Annotated in this window: 15 protein-coding genes; 10 read left to right on the forward strand and 5 right to left on the reverse strand. The window is 65.9% G+C overall.

The genetic code is table 11. The features are described from left to right. Positions 1-24: 24 nt before the first annotated feature. Positions 25-1,272 (reverse strand): bifunctional glutamate N-acetyltransferase/amino-acid acetyltransferase ArgJ, encoded by a 1,248-nt coding sequence (gene argJ, locus K2U94_RS04960; RefSeq protein WP_243066153.1) that lies wholly within the window; start codon positions 1,270-1,272, stop codon positions 25-27. A gap of 414 nt (positions 1,273-1,686) precedes the next feature. Next, entirely contained in the window at positions 1,687-2,598 is a 912-nt protein-coding gene (locus K2U94_RS04965) for a foldase protein PrsA (protein WP_243066154.1), read from the reverse strand. A 149-nt stretch (positions 2,599-2,747) separates the two neighbouring features. Here K2U94_RS04965 and K2U94_RS04970 point away from each other — a divergent pair, with 149 nt between their 5' ends. From K2U94_RS04970 to K2U94_RS04990, 5 genes are all read left to right on the forward strand, one after another. After that, on the forward strand, positions 2,748-2,984 hold the full coding sequence (locus K2U94_RS04970) for a hypothetical protein (RefSeq protein WP_243066155.1): 237 nt from the start codon (positions 2,748-2,750) through the stop codon (positions 2,982-2,984). Between the two features lie 154 nt (positions 2,985-3,138). After that, the gene (locus K2U94_RS04975) at positions 3,139-4,143 is read left to right on the forward strand and encodes a WD40 repeat domain-containing protein (protein ID WP_243066156.1); all 1,005 of its coding nucleotides are present in this window, start codon (positions 3,139-3,141) and stop codon (positions 4,141-4,143) included. Between the two features lie 159 nt (positions 4,144-4,302). Further along, positions 4,303-5,943 (forward strand): CYTH and CHAD domain-containing protein, encoded by a 1,641-nt coding sequence (locus K2U94_RS04980; protein ID WP_243066157.1) that lies wholly within the window; start codon positions 4,303-4,305, stop codon positions 5,941-5,943. 21 nt (positions 5,944-5,964) lie between these two features. Further along, positions 5,965-6,138 (forward strand): SH3 domain-containing protein, encoded by a 174-nt coding sequence (locus K2U94_RS04985; protein WP_243066158.1) that lies wholly within the window; start codon positions 5,965-5,967, stop codon positions 6,136-6,138. Positions 6,139-6,631: 493 nt separating this feature from the next. After that, positions 6,632-7,159 (forward strand): DUF3833 family protein, encoded by a 528-nt coding sequence (locus K2U94_RS04990; RefSeq protein WP_243066159.1) that lies wholly within the window; start codon positions 6,632-6,634, stop codon positions 7,157-7,159. 484 nt (positions 7,160-7,643) lie between these two features. Here the strand turns inward: K2U94_RS04990 and K2U94_RS04995 are convergent, their stop codons facing one another. Genes K2U94_RS04995 through K2U94_RS05005 form a run of 3 tightly spaced genes read right to left on the reverse strand, consistent with a single transcriptional unit; the run spans position 7,644 to position 9,605 of the window. Beyond that, on the reverse strand, positions 7,644-8,801 hold the full coding sequence (locus K2U94_RS04995) for a glutathionylspermidine synthase family protein (RefSeq protein ID WP_243066160.1): 1,158 nt from the start codon (positions 8,799-8,801) through the stop codon (positions 7,644-7,646). Continuing rightward, positions 8,801-9,199 (reverse strand): hypothetical protein, encoded by a 399-nt coding sequence (locus K2U94_RS05000; protein WP_243066161.1) that lies wholly within the window; start codon positions 9,197-9,199, stop codon positions 8,801-8,803. Before K2U94_RS05000 ends, K2U94_RS04995 begins: the two co-directional genes overlap by 1 nt. A 1-nt stretch (position 9,200) precedes the next feature. Further along, the gene (locus tag K2U94_RS05005) at positions 9,201-9,605 is read right to left on the reverse strand and encodes a DUF350 domain-containing protein (protein WP_243066162.1); all 405 of its coding nucleotides are present in this window, start codon (positions 9,603-9,605) and stop codon (positions 9,201-9,203) included. A gap of 161 nt (positions 9,606-9,766) precedes the next feature. Between K2U94_RS05005 and K2U94_RS05010 the strand changes: the two genes are divergently transcribed. The 5 genes from K2U94_RS05010 (at position 9,767) to K2U94_RS05030 (ending at position 17,190) form a co-directional block, all read left to right on the forward strand. Then, positions 9,767-10,498, forward strand: coding sequence for an SIR2 family NAD-dependent protein deacylase (locus K2U94_RS05010; protein ID WP_243066163.1), 732 nt, complete (start codon positions 9,767-9,769; stop codon positions 10,496-10,498). Positions 10,499-10,764: 266 nt separating this feature from the next. Next, complete coding sequence (locus K2U94_RS05015; RefSeq protein ID WP_243066164.1) at positions 10,765-12,225, forward strand: TolC family protein; 1,461 nt, start codon at positions 10,765-10,767, stop codon at positions 12,223-12,225. Next, a complete protein-coding gene (locus tag K2U94_RS05020; RefSeq protein ID WP_243066165.1) occupies positions 12,222-13,283 on the forward strand; it encodes an efflux RND transporter periplasmic adaptor subunit in 1,062 nt (353 codons plus the stop codon). Before K2U94_RS05015 ends, K2U94_RS05020 begins: the two co-directional genes overlap by 4 nt. A gap of 2 nt (positions 13,284-13,285) precedes the next feature. Then, a complete protein-coding gene (locus K2U94_RS05025; protein ID WP_243066166.1) occupies positions 13,286-16,426 on the forward strand; it encodes an efflux RND transporter permease subunit in 3,141 nt (1,046 codons plus the stop codon). A gap of 116 nt (positions 16,427-16,542) precedes the next feature. Continuing rightward, a complete protein-coding gene (locus K2U94_RS05030; RefSeq protein ID WP_243066167.1) occupies positions 16,543-17,190 on the forward strand; it encodes a 2OG-Fe(II) oxygenase family protein in 648 nt (215 codons plus the stop codon). Positions 17,191-17,465: the final 275 nt, after the last annotated feature.

Raw genomic sequence — 17,465 nt, forward strand, 5'->3', positions numbered from 1 at the left:
GCGGCGCTCCTTACCTATCAAGCATCAGGACCGGTAATCGCCGTTGATCGCCACATATTCCTTGGTCAGGTCGCAGGTCCAGACCGTCGCCTCGCCCTTGGCCAGACCGAGATCGGCGCGAATCACGATCTTGTCCTGTTTCATGGCCGCGCTCGCCGCCGCCTCGTCGTAATCCGGGTCGCGCCGGCCCTCGTGGGCCACGCGAATGTCGCCGAACCAGATCGACAGCAGGTCGCGCTCGGCCTTTTCGCCGGCCTTGCCGACGGCCATCACCACGCGGCCCCAATTGGCGTCCTCGCCCGCGGCGGCCGTCTTCACCAGAGGCGAATTGGCGATGGAAAAGGCGATTTTTTTCGCCGCCTTGTCGCTCTCGGCCCCGGTCACCCGCACCTCGATGAATTTGCGGGCGCCTTCGCCGTCGCGCGCCACCTGCTGCGCGAGATCGAGCAGAACGGCGTCGAGCTTCTCGGCGAAATCCTTCAGGCTCTTGCCGTTGGCCTTTTTGGCCTTTTTCTGCCCGCGCTTTTCGGCGGCGCCGGTGGCGAACAGCATCAATGTGTCGGAGGTCGAGGTGTCGCTGTCCACCGTCACCGCGTTGAACGTGCTCTTCACGCCCTTCGACAGCAGCTTCTGCAGCGCCTCGGCGGAGATGGCGGCGTCGGTGAAGACGTAAGCCAGCATGGTCGCCATATTGGGCGCGATCATGCCGGCGCCCTTGGCCATGCCGTTGACCGTCACCTCCACCCCGTCGATCGTCGCCGTGGCGGTCGCGACCTTGGGGAAAGTGTCGGTGGTCATGATGGCGCGGGCCGCGTCGAGCCAGCCGCCGGGCCGCGCTTGCGCCGCCAGGCGCTCCAGCACGTCGTCGAATTTCGAGGCGTCGAGCGGTTCGCCGATCACGCCGGTCGAGGCCAGAAAGATTTCGTCCTCCTTGGCGCCGACGGCCTTGGCGGCGAGCCGCGCCGTCATTTCCGTCGCCTCGCGGCCGGCCTTGCCGGTAAAGGCGTTGGCGTTGCCGGAATTGACCACCAAAGCGCGGGCGCGGCCGTGGCGCAATTTGTCGCGGCACCAGTCCACCGGCGCCGAGGGGCATTTGGACGTGGTGAAAACCCCGGCGACCGTCGCGCCCTCGTCGAAGACCGCGAGCAGGACGTCGGTGCGGCCCTGATAGCGGATGCCGGCGGCGCCGGCGGCGAGGCGCACGCCCTCGATCGGCGGCGGTTCGGCGAATTTTTTCGGCGCGAGCGGAGAAACGGCGGCGGCGGCGGCCATGATCTGGTCCCTTCGATATGGGTCGCGCGGATTAGTCGTCGGCTTCGCCGCGGCCGTCAAGTCGCATTGGCGTCGTTCCAGTTCATCGATGGACTATTTTTGATCGCGTGGCGCTTCGCCGACGATCCTGCCCCAAATGAAAGGCCTCGCCCGCCGATCGGCCTGGTTTCGATCCATAATTGAAACCGGGAGCCATTGCGGGCGTCGGATCGCGCCCCATTCGTCGCCTGCCGCCGAAATGGCTCGCCAGGCCCTGTGGCTTCGCCGCGGCTCGCTCGCATCGATGGCGTGTGCGACGAAAGCCTCGAAGTGAAGCGCCGCCATGACAGGAGAGGCGGCGCCGATTGACAAACGACGCCCCTCCGCAAGGAGGAGCGTCGTTCATTTTCCTCGGAGAGCGGCCGAGCGCCGATCCTATTTTGTCGGCGCCGCTTCGGTTTTGGCCGCCGCGCCGGCAGGCGCCGCCTCGGGCTTGGCCGCAGCAGCGGCGGGAGGCGCGTCGGTCCGGGTGATCTTGGCGCTGTCGCGCAGCTTCAGGATCGCCTGGCTCTGGGCGCGCTGGGCGACGAAATGCTCAAGCTGGTCGCGAACCTGGGCCATCGGCGGGAAGGGCTTTTCACGCTTCGCCAGCACCTTGATGACATGCCAGCCGAACTGCGTCTTGACCGGAGGCGAAATCTGCCCGGGCTGGAGCTTGAAGGCGGCTTCGGCGAATTCCGGCACCATGCGATCCTTGGTGAACCAGCCGAGGTCGCCGCCCTTGGACCCGGGATCCTTCGACAATTGGTCGGCGAGCTTGCCGAAATCCTCTCCGGCCTTCAGGCGCTTCTCGACGTCCTCGGCCTCTTTCTCGGTCGGCACCAGAATGTGGAGGGCGTGGACTTCTTCTTCCGGCTTCTGGGCCTTGGCGGCCTCGTCATAGGTGGTCTTGAGCGCCGCCTCGGTCGCGCTGGTCTTGGCGATCTGGCCGAGATAGGACTCCATCAGCAGCTTTTCGCGATAATAGGCCATCTTCTGCTTGAAGTCCGGCGTCTGGTCCAGCTTGTCGGCGAGCGCCTTCTGGGTGACCAGCTTGAGATCGATGAGATAGTCCATCAGCGCCTTTTTGCGGGCGGCGTCGTTCATCTGGCGGGGGAGGGTCGAGCCGACGTCCTCCTGCGCCTGGGCGTAATCCTGCGCGGTGATCGGCTCGCCATTGACCGTGGCCAGCACCTTGCCCGGGTCGCTGGGCGCTTCGGCGAACGCGGGCGCTGCCGCCGCGACACAGAGCGAAAGAGCGAGCGCCGCGCGGCGAACGCCCTGAAGAGGGGAGTGAAAGCGAGCCATTGGGTGTTCTTGCTCCAGAATGCGGCGGTCGGCGGCGCACGGCCGCGGGCGGGCGCCTTTCTGCCCGAAAAAGGCGCTGGCGACAAGCGTCGCGACATTGCCGGCGGATGAACTCTGGTTTAGATGAGGGACAGAAAAAGGTCTCGAGAATGTCTCAGAACAAATCCATCAACTGGACCAACGCGCGCACATTGGTCGCATTGGCCATTCTGGTCGGCACGGAACTGGTCGGCGCCTCCTGGGCGGCGGGCTGGGCGCTCGGCGGCATTTTCCAACTCGGCGCGATCTATGCGCGCGCCTTCGAACTGTTCTTCATCGTCATCGGCTTCGTCGGGCTTTATTACTTCATGCGCACGGCGGCCGCCCACGAGCCCTTCCGGCGCTGAATTCGACCTTTCCGGACGCATGAAGGAATAATCCTAAGACATTTCTCTCCCGCGCAAAGCTCCGTTCCTGCTTCGCCTCGATTGACAGGAACGCCGCTTTCGGCGTCAAACCGCATTGTCGTTCCGTCGCGTTGCGGCAAAATTGGACCTATCGATGAGCCAGACCTCTCTCACCGATCGCGTGACGCCGATCGAGGCCGGCGGCGAAATCGTCGGCGCCGGTTTCCTGGGCCGCGTCCCGGCCTTGGCCCTTGCCGACGGACACGTGCTTCTCGCGGAAATCGGCGCCGAACGCCGGATCAAGGCCCATGAGGACGGGGCGATCCTCGTCGCGGTCTGCGATGGCGGGAAATTCTATACGGGCGGCGACGACGGCGCGGTCGCGGCGACGGATGCGGCCGGCTCGGTCGAAATTCTGGCGCGCGAAAAAGGCTGGATCGACGCCTTGACCTGCCGGGCCGATGGCGCGCTCGCCTGGTCGAACGGCAAGAATGTCCGCGCCCGCGACGCCAAGGGCGAGATCAAGCATTGGACCGCGCCGTCCTCGGTGCGCGGCCTCGCCTTTTTTCCCAAGGGTTTCCGCGTCGCCGTCGCTCATTACAATGGCGTGAGCCTGTGGTTTCCCAATACGGCGGCCGCGCCGGAGACGCTGAACTGGAAGGGCTCGCATCTCGACGTCGCGGTTTCGCCCGACGCCCGCTACGTCGTCACCTCGATGCAGGAGAATTCTCTCCACGGCTGGCGGCTCTCGGATCGCAAGGACATGCGCATGACCGGCTATCCGGCCAAGACGCGGTCCTTCGCCTGGTCGCATGACGGCTTGTGGTTCGCGACCTCGGGCGCGGACGGCTGCATCGTCTGGCCCTTTTCGGGCAAGGATGGCCCGATGGGCCAGCCGCCGCGCGAATGCGGCGTGCGGCCCAATGTTCTGGTGACCGCGGTCGCCTTCCATCCCAAGGCCCTGGTCGTCGCGGTCGGCTATGACGACGGCTGGATTCTTCTGGTGCGCTTGTCGGACGGCGGGGAAATCCTGGCGCGCCGCACCGAAGCCGACGCGCCGCGCGACGCCATCGCCGCGCTCGCCTTCGACGCGAATGGCGGCAGGCTTTTGTTCGGCGCCAAGAGCGGCTGCGCGGGCATTCTCGACTTTCCGTCCTAAAGCTCGGTTCAGACGGCGTTTTGTGATTTAGTTCAATCGAAAACGAAAAAAGCGGCGCCAATTTTCGGCAAAGCGCTTTAGGATGACGACGGAAGGCGCCTCGCCACGAGCCGCGCCCTTTTGAATCTCGAGTCCCGTCGAATCCAGATCGAGTGTGTCGTGATCGATAGCGAAAACTTGCCGCAACCCGAGGGCGAAGCGGCGGTCGAGCCCAAGCCAGAACCTGCGCCGGCCGCCGAAGCGCCCGCGCCCGAGGCGAAGCCCGCCGCCCCCGCCGGCGCGCCGCAGGAAGTCGAAGTGAAATTCATCACCGACGCCGCCGGCTTCGCCGCCGCGCTCGCCTCGCCTATGCTTAAGGTCGAAGGCCCGAGCCCGGCGCGCAAGCTGACCTCGATCTATTTCGACACGCCGAACGGAGAGCTGAAAAAGCGCAAAATGGCTCTGCGCCTGCGCCGCAGCGGGCGCGCCGCCCCGGTCATGACCCTGAAATGGCCGCTGCAGACGGCGGGCAATGTGTTTTCGCGCGGCGAAATCGAAATTCGCGCGACGAAAATGGAGCCCGACATCGGCCTGTTCGACGCCGACATCGGCGAAGGCCTGCGCCAGATCGTCGGCGAGGCGCCGCTGGAGGCGAAATATGAAACCCGCGTCAGCCGGATCGCCCGCCTGATCACGAGCGGCATGGCGTGCATAGAGGTCGCCTTCGACGAAGGAATCATCCGCGCGGGCGAGCGCGAATTGCCTTTGCGCGAGGTCGAACTGGAGCTGAAATCCGGTCCGCCGCAGGATCTTTACGATTTCGCCGCCACGCTCGCCGAAAATCTTCCCCTGCGGCTCGACACGATCAGCAAGGCCGAGCGCGCCACGCATTTTTCCGAAGGGACGACGCCCAGGCCCGTCAAGGCCAAGCCCGCCGATCTGCCGCCGGACGCCAATCTCGACGAGGCGACGGCGCGCATCATCCTCGGCGCCATCGACCATTATCTCGTCAACTGGGCCTCGTTGCGCGCCAGCGACGATCCTGAATCGATCCATCAGATGCGCGTGGCGCTGCGCCGCCTGCGCTCCGCGCTCGGCATGCTCAAGCGCGCCATTCCCTGCCCGGAATTCGAGGTTTTTCGCGAGGAGGCCAAGGATCTCGCCAGCGCGCTCGGTCCGGCGCGCGACAGCGACGCCCTGCGCGAATTGATCGAGGACGGGCCGATGGGCCATTTCGGCGACAAAAAGGATTTCGCGCCGCTGCTCGACGCGCTTGAAGAGCGCCGCGCCGCGGCTTACGCCGATTCGCGCGCGCTGATCGAATCGCCGCGCCCGAGCGTTTTCGTCCTGCGGCTTTCCGCCTTCGTCGCCCGGCGCGGCTGGCGCAACGCCGTGAGCGGCCCGGAATTGTCCCGGCTCACCGAGCCCGTCGCGGTCTTCGCGGCGCAAGCGCTCGACCGCGTCCACAAGCGCGTGCGCAAGCGCGGCAAGAAACTCGTCACTTTGCCCGACGAGCAGCGCCATCAGGTTCGCATCGCCTTGAAAAACCTGCGCTATGGCGGCGAATTCTTCGCCGCCTGTTTCAACGAGGCGCGCGACGCCACGCCCTTTTTGCGCGCGGCGGCCAATCTCCAGGGCCTGCTCGGCGCCCATAATGACGCCGCCAGCGCCGACCATTTCCTCTGCCAGTCGCATGCGACCGAAGCGGCGCGCGCGGCGGGCGTCGTGTCGGGCTGGTACGCCCGCGGCGCCATCATCGCCGACGAAAACCTCGCCAGGGAATGGAAGCGCTTCAAGAAAATCCGTCCGTTCTGGAAGTGATTTGTCGATAGCGCCGGGTGAATGCGTCGCGGGGGCGGCGACGCGCTCAACCTCCGCGCCCCGCCTTCGCCGACCGGGGCGTCGATCGCCCGCCTGCCGAATGGAGCCATGCTCAAGATTCTCGGCTGCAGGAACACGCGCGGCCAGAAATGGCGCCGCGTCGAACGCGCGGAAGAACCGTCGGCGCATGGCTAGTGGTGAAAATCAGACGCTTGGCGCCCCACGGCGATGACCGCGTTCGGCTCTTAGCCGTCATCCGCAGGATGTTCAGCGACGGTCTCAAGTCGACCCCGAGCGGTCGGTCGGCATCGTCGTGCGAACTGCTGGAATTGCCCCTGAACTTGCCGTTGCCTTCCCCGCTCGCTTTCAAGCCTGCGCCATAGCGCTGTCAGCCAAGGCCGGGGTCATTGCGAGGAGCGAAGCGACGAAGCAATCCACGCTGCGGCTCGCTCGACGGGTGGATGGCTTCGCTGCGCTCGCAATGACGGCGGAGAGAAACGGGCGCGGCGGCGACTAGTTTGGGGAATTCGTATCACGTCGCCGCAACCCAACGGCACGTCGTCGCGATGGATTATTTCCGCGGGTCGCCTACCGAACCAGGATCATGCTAAAATCCCGGCCAAGCCGCGCATGAACATGAGCGGCGATCGAGGCGTCCCGAAAGCCGATTCAAAATTGTGGCCGCGCCATGTCGCATTTCGCTCATCCATCGCGCTTTGCGGTCCTCTTACTTGTATCGCTTGTCGCTTCTCCCGCGTTCGCGCGGGAAAAATCGAGCGCCCTGAAGACTTTCCTCAGCGGTCATCTGACGGCCACAGGACAATTCCACAATTATCTCGACGGCTCGACGCGCGGCGTGCGGGTCAACCTCCACGGGGCGCCCTATGGAGCCGCATTCAGACTTGTCGAGGACTCGGTCTATTCCGACGGCGAGAAGCAGCACAGGGTCTGGAGGTTTTCGAAGGTCGGCGATGGGCTGTACGTTGGCCAGCGCTCCGACCTGATCGGCCACGCGACGGTCGAAACGCATGGCAATAGGATCGACATCGCCTATCGCGCCCGCGTCCCGACGAAGGATGGCAAAATCCACGACCTGGATTTTAAGGAAACCTTCGTGTTCATGCAGTCCGGGACGGCCGATTACCGGCTGAAGGTGTCGCTCGGGCTCATTCCCGTGGGCCAAGCGCATCTGGCCGTTCGGAAACTGCCCCGTTGACGAAGCCCGGCTTAATTTTCACGCCCTGGGGTTGCGGTGACAGTGCGCTTGATTGATCGTTTCGTGGGCTGTCAGCGTAGCAAGGCGGCGTCGGGATGCGCGGCGCGTCGGAAAGCCAGATTGGCCGCTTCGAGACGCGCTGGCTTGCCGCTCCCGGTCTAGAGCCAAGACGCGCCATGGCGTTAGAATGGGGGATTGGGGCATTCCGGCGACGCAAGACGAAACCCCCAAATTATTGTCGGCATCACGCACTGCGTCGCTAGGTGCCGCCGTCCGCTTCTCGGCGTGTTTCTTCCCTTCCGCCTATGCCCGCTCTCCGCCCGTCGTTGCCCTTGCGCCACAGTCGACGAACTTCCACTTCCCGCCGTTCTGGGTCATTCATAGCCGGAAACCAAGCGTCAGATTTCGACCCCTAGCTCAATGGACGCTACCTGCAAGAGGCGAGCGCGGCGCCGGCGGGATCGAAGCCCGAAGCCGTAGTTGCTCAATCCTCGATCCTATGGGGGATGAAGCGCGAGCGGTTCGACGTGACGGGCGAGACGTCCTCGCGAATCCCGAGCCCTGCCGGCTCGTCGCCGACCAGCCAGCAGCCGCAGACCGGGTAATGGCCGTCGAAAGCGGGCAGGGGGTTGAGCGCCTGGCGCACGAAACGGCCGCCATAGGCGAGGTCCGGCCCGGTGACGACCTGCGCGCCGTCATGCAGTTCGACATTGCCGCCCTCACGCGAAAACAAGGGTTTTCGCGCATAACACGCTCCCAGTTCGGCGGCGCGCTTGTCGTCCTCGAAAAAGCAGGGCAGCAGATTGGGATGTCCCGGCGCCATCTCCCAGGCGAGCGCCAGCATGCCCTTGTTGGAAAGCAGCATCTTCCACGCCGGCTCGATGAAACGCGCGTCGCCCATTTCCGGGGCGCGGCCAAAAGTCTCGTCGAACATCCATTCCCACGGATAAAGCTTGAACATCAAGCCGATGTCGCGGCCCAAACGATCGACAAAACCGCGCCCGCGCTTCAGCCCGATGTCGCGCATGTCGATCAGCCGGGTTTGCAGGCCTGCCTGGCGCGCGCATTCCTCGAGATAGGCGGTGGTTCCGGAATCCTCGACGCTGTCTCTCATGCAGGCGAGATGCAGAAAATGTCCGCCGCCGACGCGCATCAAACGCGCGATCAGCTTTTCATGCAGCGAATTGAACTGGTCGGCGTCCTTCGGCAGATCGCCCGAGGCGATCAACTGCTCCAGCCAGAACCATTGCACAACCGAAGACTCGAACAGGCTGGTCGGGGTGTCGGCGTTGAATTCGAGAAGTTTTGGCGCCGACCTGCCGTCATAGGCCAGATCGAACCGGCCATAGAGCGTGGGGTCGCGCCGGCGCCAGCTTTCGGCGATCACGTCGCGGGCGTGGTCGGGAACGCCAAGCCTTGCCATCATGCGCTCGGTGACCATGATCCGGCGCATGAGTTCATGGCATAGGCCGGCGAGTTCGGCCGCCGCCTTTTCGAGATCGTCCTCGATCTCGCGGCGCGAAAAGACATAGCGGACGGATTCGTCCCAATATTTTTCGCCGTCGTCATAAGCAAAGGCGAAACCGATTTTTTCCGCCTGTTCCGCGAAATCCGGGCGGACGGGCGAAGGCTCCCGCCGCATCAGCCGCCCCAGCCGTGAAAGCCGCCGAAGGAGCCGCCGTGCGCGCCGCTCTCGCCGATCGCGCCGAAGCCGCCGAAAGAAACGCCATGCCAGCCGGAGTTGCTGGACCTGCGCCAATAGCCGGTTCCGCCATGGCTACCGCCGCTCGAATGACAGGCGGGGGCGTTGGGATCGTTGGGGTCGCGATTCCGGCAGTCGTTGCGCAGAGCCTGGAGCAGGGCGAGGCCGCCTATGGTCGCCACGCCGCAGGCGCCGAGAGCCACCGCGATAGAGCGCAGGCGCCTTCCATCAGGCGGGGTCGCGCCTTCGAGACCTTCCGGCGCGTGGGTGACGACCGGCGGCGGCTCGATTCTTTGCGGCAGGTTGCGCCGGCCGAAATGTTTTGGCTTTTGAACCATGTCAGGGGCTCATGCAGGCGGCGAACAGCAAGCCCGAGGCGATCGAGACCGCAGCGACCCAATAAGCCGCGGCGAGCGCATTTTGCGCGATGGCCTGCGACAGGCCCGGATGGAAAAGCCGCGCCACTCCATAGGCCACGAACTGGCTGGCCATGGCGACGAGGCCCCAGACCATGAATTCGGCCGCGCTCCTGGTATTGTGGATCGCCCCGGCGAGCGCGAGGGCGAAGCCGATCAGCGCGCCCCCGAAGGCGAGGCCGGCCGAGGCGTTGTGCTGGCGCACGATCAGGTCGAATTCGTCATGGGGCGTCAGCCGTGTGTAGATCAGCCCGAACAGGGCGCAATAGCCGACCGCGCCGACGAAATAGGCCAGAAATGCGAGGAGACCGGAAAAAAGTTCGGGCAAGGGCGACTCCGCCGAAAAGCCGAGGATGCGAAACAACGGGAATCAACCAATGGATCGAGGATAGACGACGCCGGGGCGCCGGACAATCGCGGTCGATCCCATTTGCCGCCTGTCCCCGCGCGTGATTTACTGCGCTCAAGCGTTGAACCAGACGGGCCGCCATGACCGGAAAGCCTGAACGCCGCCTCGTCGTCTTTTCCGGCAGCGGCATTTCCGCCGATTCCGGCCTCGACACCTTCCGCACTTCCGGCGGAGAAAGCCTGTGGGCGCAATATGACCCGGAAGTGGTCTGCAATTTCGAATGCTGGGAAGAGAACTTTTCTCTCGTCCACGAATTCTATTCGCGCCGGCGCGAGGAACTCGGCAAGGCCGCGCCGAATAGAGCGCATTTTCTCGCGGTCGAATGGGAGAAACGCTATAATGCCGAACTGATCACCCAGAATGTGGACGATCTGTTCGAGCGCGCCGGCGCGCGCTACGTCATGCATGTCCATGGCTTCCTCACCGCCATGCGCTGCACGTCCTGCGGCGCGCAATGGCTGTTCGGCTACCGGCGCTTCGCCCCGGAAGCCGACCGCTGCCCCAGATGCGGGCGGCTGGAGAGCGTGAAGCCCAATGTCGTCTTCTTCAACGAGCCGGCGCCGCGCTATGCCGAAATGTGGCGCAGCCTGGAGAGCCTGACCGAGGACGACGTGCTGATCGCCATCGGCACTTCCGGCCTGGTTCTGCCGATCGGCCAGATCGCCCGCCGCTGCCCGGCGACCACCATCCTGTCCAATCTCGAATCCGCCGTAAGCCCGCGCGACGACGATTTCGACCATGTCGTCCACGGCCACGCCGCCGAAATCGCGCCAAAGCTCGACAAGCTCGTCGCCGACCTGATGCGGAGGTAAGGGCCGCGATCGGTCATGGCTTCCTTGCGCGGCCTCGTCAGCGGCGGGATCGGGGGCGAAGCCGCGGCCGGGAAAGAACGGTGGATCGCTCCGCCCGCCTGTTCAACAAGGCGACAAATCGCTTTAAGAGCATTGACGAGCCAATCACAGGCGATCTGAAACGGCGGCGTTCCCGTCAAAACCGGCTTTCCCTTTTTCCGCGCGCCGTTTTAGATTGCTTTTTCATGATTCCTGGGTCGTCGCGGTCCGATTCGCCGCGATTGCGCTTGACCGCGCCCCGCCTGATCGCCGAGCCCGGTATGCGCGCCGCCCGCCACGTCCTGATCCTCTTTGCTGTGGCTGCGCCGCTCGGCGGCTGCGAAAGCTACCGGCCGGCGCCGATCTCGGCCGCGCGCAGCGCCGCGGCCCTCGACGCAAGGTCGCTCGGCGATCCCCGGCTGCAAACATTCATCGCGGCGGCGGAATCCGCCTCTCCCGCGAACGGCGGCGCGGGGGCCTGGGGCCTGGACAAGCTGACTCTGGCGGCGCTCTATTATCATCCCGATCTCGACATCGCGCGCTCGAAACTGGCCGAAGCGCGCGCCGGCGTCGTGACCGCCGCGACGATTCCCAATCCCACCCTGAGCTTCGAGGAGCTGAGCTACAACGCCAGCCTCGCGACGCCTTCGCCCTGGGTGGCGGCGCCGATCGTCAATTTCCTCATCGAGACTTACGGCAAAAGGGAATTTCGCACCGCGCGGGCGTCGCATCTGGTGGAAGCGGCGCGCGAGGATGTCGCCACGGCCTCGTGGCAGGTGAGAGGCAGGGTCCGCAACGCCCTCATCGACCTGTCGGCGGCGAAGCGGCGATCGACCCTGCTGCAGCAAAGGCTGGCGCTGCAAAATGAGCTCGTGACCCTGCTGGAGCATCGGCTTTCAGCCGGCGCGGTCTCGTCGCTCGATCTTGCCCGCGAGCGTATCGCCCGCGACAGGGCCGAGCTGGAGGCGCGCGACGCCGAAGGCCGGCTCGCGGAGGCGCGAAACGCCCTCGCCGCCGCAATCGGCGTCCCGGCCGCCGCCCTGGATGGCGTCGATCTTTCTTTCACGGCGCTGGAACATCCCGCGCCGCCCAAGGCGGCGGCGCTCGGCTCGCTGCGGCGCGAGGCGCTCGTCGGCCGCAGCGACGTCCAGTCCCTGCTCGCCGATTATGCCGCGGCCGAATCCGCCCTCGCCCTGCAGGTCGCCAGCCAATATCCCAATCTGAAGCTTGGTCCCGGCTATATCTACGATCAGGGGCAGAGCAAATTCATGCTGCTGCCCGAGACCGAACTGCCGATCTTCAACCAGAACCAGGGGCCGATCGCCGAAGCCAAGGCGCGGCGGGCGGCGGCGGCGGCGCGTTTCACGGCGCTGCAAACGCGCATTCTCAATCAGGTCGACGGCGCGGCGGCGCGCTATTTCGCGGCGGCGCGCGCTTTCGACGCCGCAAAGGCCCTGGCGGATCGGGCCGCGGCCCGCCAAAGCAGCGTCGAACATGCCTTTCGCGCCGGGGAGATCGACCGCCCGAGCTTGCTGACCGGCGAAATCGAAGGCGCGACCGCCAAACAGTCGCTGCTCGACGCCGAGGTCCAGCGCCTGCAAGCTTTGGGCGGCCTCGAAGACGCGCTGCAGCATCGCTTTCTCGCCGCCTCCGCGCCGCTTCCGGTCGTTCGGGCCGATCCCCGCCGGCCCGTGGAGGGCCGTTCGTGAGCGCCGCGCGCCCGCTCCCTTGGCGCCGCGCTTTGGCCGTCGTCGTCGTCGGCGTCGCGGCAGGCGCGGTCCTCGCCCCGCATTATCGGAATTTCGTCGCCGCCCACGCCGACGAGGCCGAGGCCGTCGTCAAGGCGCCGTCGCGCGTTTTCGTGCGCAAAGGGATCGTGACCCTCGTCCTCGACGAGGCGGCGCAGCGCAAGAGCGGCATTGCAACCGCCGCCGCGCCGCCGCCGCTGGCGGAAGAATCCCTGTCCGCCTATGGCGCGGTTCTCGACGCCGCGCCGCTCATCGAACTCAACGGCCGCTATCTCGAGGCCGGGGCGCAGCTGAAAATGGCGCAGGCGAAACTGGCGGTGACGCGCACGGCTTATGAGCGGGCCAAAACGCTCTACAAGGACCGGCAGAATGTTTCTGCCGCGCAAATGCAAACCGCCGAGGGCGATTTCGAGGCGGCGGGCGCCGAGCTCGCCGCGGCCCGCGCTCGGCTTGCGGCCGTCACGGCGACGGTCGCGCAATCCTGGGGGCCGGTTCTCGGAGAGGCCCTCATCGATGGCGGGCCGCTGATCCAGGATCTGATCCAGCGGCGCGTCTTTCTGGTGAAAGCGACCCTGCCGCCCGGCGCGAGCCTGGCCCATCCGCCGGTGGCGGCGAGCGCCGAACTCCCCGGCGGGAAGAAAATCAGGCTCGATTTCGTCTCGGCGGCGACGGCGGCCGACCCGCGCCTCCAGGGCGAAGCCTTTTTCTACCGGACGCCGGCGGGCGACGGCGCGCTGCCGGGGCTGAACCTGATCGTGTCGCTGCCCCGGGCGGGCGGCGTCCAGGGCGCGGTCGCGCCCGAATCCGCCGTGGTTTGGCTGCACGGCAAGGCCTGGCTCTATCTCCGCGTCAAGCCCGACGCCTTCATCCGGCGCGAGATCGCGCCGCTCCGCGCGGCGCCCCACGGCGGCTATCTCGTCGCCGGCCTGAAGCCGGGCGCCCAAATCGTCGTCATCGGCGCGCAAATGCTGCTGTCGGAGGAGTTTCGCGCCGAGGCGACGGCCGGCGACGAGGATTAGCCATGGCGCGCGTCACGGGCCCGCAGGCGGCCGTCATCCGCTTCGCCCTGCGCTTTCGCGGCGTCGTCATCGGCCTCGCCGCCTTGTTCGTCGCCTATGGCTTTTACGCCCTGGGCCACGCGACCTATGACGTCTTTCCCGAATTCGCGCCGCCGGAAGTCAGCATCCAGACCGAGGCGCCGGGCCTGTCGCCGCAACAGGTCGAAAGCCTGGTCACCCGCCCCATCGAAGCCGCCGTCGAGGGCGCGGCGGGACAGAAAAGACTGGTGTCGAATTCGATTCAGGGCCTGTCGGTCATCACGGTCTTTTTCGATCCCGAGACCGACATTCATCTCGACCGGCAATTGGTGGCGGAGCGTCTGACCCAGGTCGCGGGGCAATTGCCGAATGGCGTCAAGGCGCCGGTCATGACGCCCCTCACCACCTCGACCGAATTCGCGGTCGTCGCCGGCCTGACCTCGTCGCGTCAGACTTTGATGCGGCTGACGTCGATCGCCAAATGGACGATCACGCCGGCGCTCACGGCGGTTCCCGGCGTCGCCGACGTCGAAATTTTCGGCGGCCAGACCAGATCGACGCAAATTCTCGTTCATCCCGACAAATTGATCCGTTTCGGCCTCGGGATGGACGACGTCCTGGCCGCCGCGCGGCAGGCGGCGGGCGTGCGCGGCGCGGGCTTCCTCGGCACGCCCAACCAGCGCATCCTCATCCAGCCGGAGGGCCAGTCCATCACCCCGGACGAGCTTGCCAACGTCGTTCTCGCCCGCCACGCCGGCGTCAGCGTGACCATCGGCGACGTCGCCGACGTGGTCGCCGCCCCGGAGCCGAGCATCGGCGGCGGCGCGGTCATGGGCGAGCCAGCCGTGGTCATGAACGTCACCGAGCAATATGGCGCGAACACGCTCGAAGTGACCCGGAACCTCGACAAGGCCTTCGCCGCCTTGCGCCCGGCGCTCGCGCGCGAAGGCGTCACGCTGCACGACCGGCTGTTTCGCCCCGCCGACTTCATCGCCACCGCCACCGCCAATCTGCGTTCGGCGCTGCTCATCGGCGCCGTGCTGGTGGTGATCGTCCTGTTCCTGTTCCTGTACGATCTGCGCACGGCGGCGATCTGCTGCACCGCGATTCCCCTGTCGCTGCTCGCCGCCGTCGCCGTCCTGCAACGGGCCGGGATCACCCTCAACACCATCACCCTCGGCGGCCTCGCGATCGCGCTCGGCGAAGTCGTCGACGATGCCGTCGTCGTCGTCGAGAACGTCACGCGGCGGCTGCGCGACAACGGCCGGCGCGCCGATCCCCTTCCCGCCGCGCGCGTCGTGCTGGAGGCGACGCTGGAAGTCCGCAGCGCCGTCATTTACGCGACCTTCGCGGTCATACTGGTGTTCCTGCCGGTCGCGACCATTTCCGGCGTCGGCGGCCGCATGTTCGGGCCGCTGGCGACGACCTATATCGCCGCCGTCCTCGCCTCGCTCATCGTCGCCATCAGCGTGACCCCGGCGCTCGCCCTCGTCCTCCTGCGGCATCACACCCAGGAGCGCGAGCCGCCGGCGATGGTCTGGAGCCGGCGCGTCTATGAATCGATCCTGCGCCGCGTCGCCCGCGCGCCGCTTCTGGCGGTCGGGGTCTCGGTGGCGGCGACTCTCGCGGGACTTTCGCTCCTGCCCCTGTTCGGCGCGACTTTCCTGCCGGAACTTCACGAAGGCCATTTCGTCGTCCATATGACGGCGACGCCCGGCACGTCGCTGGGCGAATCCATGCGCATGGGCGCGCGGGTGACGGCGGCGCTGGAAAAGCTCCCGATCGTCGGCGTCATCTCGCAGCGCGCCGGCCGGGCCGAACTGACCGCCGACACCCATGGCGTGCATCAAAGCGAGTTCGAGGTCGTCCTGAGAAAGACGACGGGCGCCGGAGCCGAGACGGCCAAGCCCGAAATCCTCAAGGCCCTTTCGGATTTTCCCGGGGTGGCGATCTCGGTCAACACCTTCCTGACCGAGCGCATCGACGAGACTTTTTCCGGCTATGCGGCGCCTTTCGCCGTCAATGTCTTCGGCGAGGATCTCGACGCCATCGACGCGACGGCGCGAAAAGTCTTCGACATTCTGCGGCAGGTTCCGGGCGCGGCCTCGGTCGAGATCCAGTCGCCGCCGGGCCTGCCGCAACTCGCGATCAAGCTGCGCCGCGCAAGCCTCACCCGCTGGGGCGTCGATCCGATGACGGTCCTCGATACCGTGAGCGCGGCCTCTCAAGGCGTGGTGGCCGGACAGACCTATGAAGGCGACCGCGTCTACAACCTCATCGTCAAACTGGCGCCGTCCAGGCAGGACGGCGTCGCGGCGCTCGGCGGCCTGCCGGTGCGGGCGCGCGACGGCGCCTATATTCCCTTGCGGCTGGTGGCCGACATCGAGCCGACTTCCGGCTATTACCGCATCCAGCACCAAGGCGGGCGGCGCCTGCAAACGGTGACGGCGGATGTCGAAGGCCGCGCCTTGTCGGCCTTCGTGGACGAAGCCAAGGCGCGGCTCGACGCCGCGGTCAAGCCGCCGAAAGGCGTCTATATCGAATTTTCGGGCGCGGCCGAGGGGCAGGCGCAGGCGCGGCGCGACCTCGCCGTCAAAGCTCTGTTCGCCGCGCTCGGCATCGTCATTCTGCTGTCGATCGTCACCCGGAACTGGCGCAACCTTCTGCTGGTCCTGGTCAATCTTCCCTTCGCGCTGGTGGGCGGACTTTTCGCGGCTTTCCTGTCCGGCGGGGTCCTGTCGCTCGGCTCGCTCGTCGGCTTCGTGACTTTGTGCGGCATCACCTTGCGCAATTCCATGATCATGATCTCCCATTTCGCCCATCTGGTCGAAGTCGAGGGACGGCGATGGGGGCCGGAAACCGCCATCGCCGGCGCTTCCGACCGGCTGTCGCCGATCCTGATCACCTCCTTCGTTACCGGGCTCGGGCTGCTGCCGCTCGCCGTCGGCATGAACGCGCCCGGCCGCGAAATCGAAGGCCCGATGGCCATGGTGATTCTCGGCGGCCTGATCACCTCGATGGCCCTCAATCTGCTCGTCCTGCCCGCCCTGGCGCAATTATACGGACGCTTCGAGCCGAAAACGGCCGAGGAGGAACTGGAAGAAAGCGAAGCAGCGTCCTTCTGATCGCGTTCGCCCGCCATGAGCGCGGCGGTGCGGACGTTTTGACAGGTTTTCGACGCAAGCCTATAAGCCGTGGCTCCGCCAGGGCCCAAAGATTACAGCCAGCCGGAGCCGATGCGATGACGTTGCGCAGCATGAATCTGGACGCTTTCCGGGCGACGCCCCTGACCCGCGAGCCGTTCGAGTTCCTCGCCGTCCCCAATTTCCTCAACCCGGAAGCCTGCGCCGAGATCAATCGCGACTATCCGAAGATCGGCGAGAGCGGCAGTTTTCCGGTCGCCCAGCTTTCCTTCGGCCCGGCCTTCCAGAATTTCCTCGATGAGATGGCGAGCGACGAATTCCGCGCCGCCTTCGCCGAGAAATTCGACGTCGATCTGACCGGGCGGCCCCACACCATCACTGTGCGCGGCCGCTGCAGCGCCAGGGACGGCCGCATCCATACCGACACCAAGAGCAAGATCCTCACCCTGCTGATCTATATGAATCCGGAATGGGAACATGCCGGCGGACGGTTGAGGCTGCTCAAATCCAACGCCGGTCTGGACGATCCGATCATGGAGGTCCCGCCCGCCGCCGGCACTCTGCTCGCCTTCAAGAGGTCGGACAATTCCTGGCACGGCCACAAGCCGTTCGAGGGCGAGCGCCGGGTCATCCAGTTCAACTGGGTGACGTCCGAAGGCGACCGCCGCATCGCCATGCTGCGCCATCATCTCTCGGCCAAGTTCAAGCGCCTGTTCGGCAAGACGCCGGAACAGCCCTACGCCTGACCCCCAGGCCATCGGCGCCCGAAAGCGCTGGGGCCTGCACGCCGTGGTTGTGGAGTGTGCGGAAAAAAGTGAAAAAGCAACGGTTTTCACACCGAAATCGCGCGATTCCGATGAGAATATGAGCCGTTTCCGGCTTTTTTCCACACCGGTCGAATCACGCAATCAAAGGTTGTGGCGACCAAATCCGCCATGCCGCACGCCGTAATTTCCACGGCCTTTTCAAAGCATTAGCCGAGAGCGCCCGACCGCTGCGCGAAAAAATTGTTTCACATGAA

The organism is Candidatus Rhodoblastus alkanivorans (assembly GCF_022760755.1).
Classification (GTDB): Bacteria; Pseudomonadota; Alphaproteobacteria; order Rhizobiales; family Beijerinckiaceae; genus Rhodoblastus; species Rhodoblastus alkanivorans.

Bases quoted from the DNA above. Each gene is read 5' to 3' on its own strand.
- argJ (WP_243066153.1), bottom strand. From the start codon at position 1,272: ATGGCCGCCGCCGCCGCCGTTTCTCCGCTCGCGCCGAAAAAATTCGCC.
- K2U94_RS04965 (WP_243066154.1), bottom strand. From the start codon at position 2,598: ATGGCTCGCTTTCACTCCCCTCTTCAGGGCGTTCGCCGCGCGGCGCTC.
- K2U94_RS04970 (WP_243066155.1), top strand. From the start codon at position 2,748: ATGTCTCAGAACAAATCCATCAACTGGACCAACGCGCGCACATTGGTC.
- K2U94_RS04975 (WP_243066156.1), top strand. From the start codon at position 3,139: ATGAGCCAGACCTCTCTCACCGATCGCGTGACGCCGATCGAGGCCGGC.
- K2U94_RS04985 (WP_243066158.1), top strand. From the start codon at position 5,965: ATGCGTCGCGGGGGCGGCGACGCGCTCAACCTCCGCGCCCCGCCTTCG.
- K2U94_RS04990 (WP_243066159.1), top strand. From the start codon at position 6,632: ATGTCGCATTTCGCTCATCCATCGCGCTTTGCGGTCCTCTTACTTGTA.
- K2U94_RS04995 (WP_243066160.1), bottom strand. From the start codon at position 8,801: ATGCGGCGGGAGCCTTCGCCCGTCCGCCCGGATTTCGCGGAACAGGCG.
- K2U94_RS05000 (WP_243066161.1), bottom strand. From the start codon at position 9,199: ATGGTTCAAAAGCCAAAACATTTCGGCCGGCGCAACCTGCCGCAAAGA.
- K2U94_RS05010 (WP_243066163.1), top strand. From the start codon at position 9,767: ATGACCGGAAAGCCTGAACGCCGCCTCGTCGTCTTTTCCGGCAGCGGC.
- K2U94_RS05025 (WP_243066166.1), top strand. From the start codon at position 13,286: ATGGCGCGCGTCACGGGCCCGCAGGCGGCCGTCATCCGCTTCGCCCTG.
- K2U94_RS05030 (WP_243066167.1), top strand. From the start codon at position 16,543: ATGACGTTGCGCAGCATGAATCTGGACGCTTTCCGGGCGACGCCCCTG.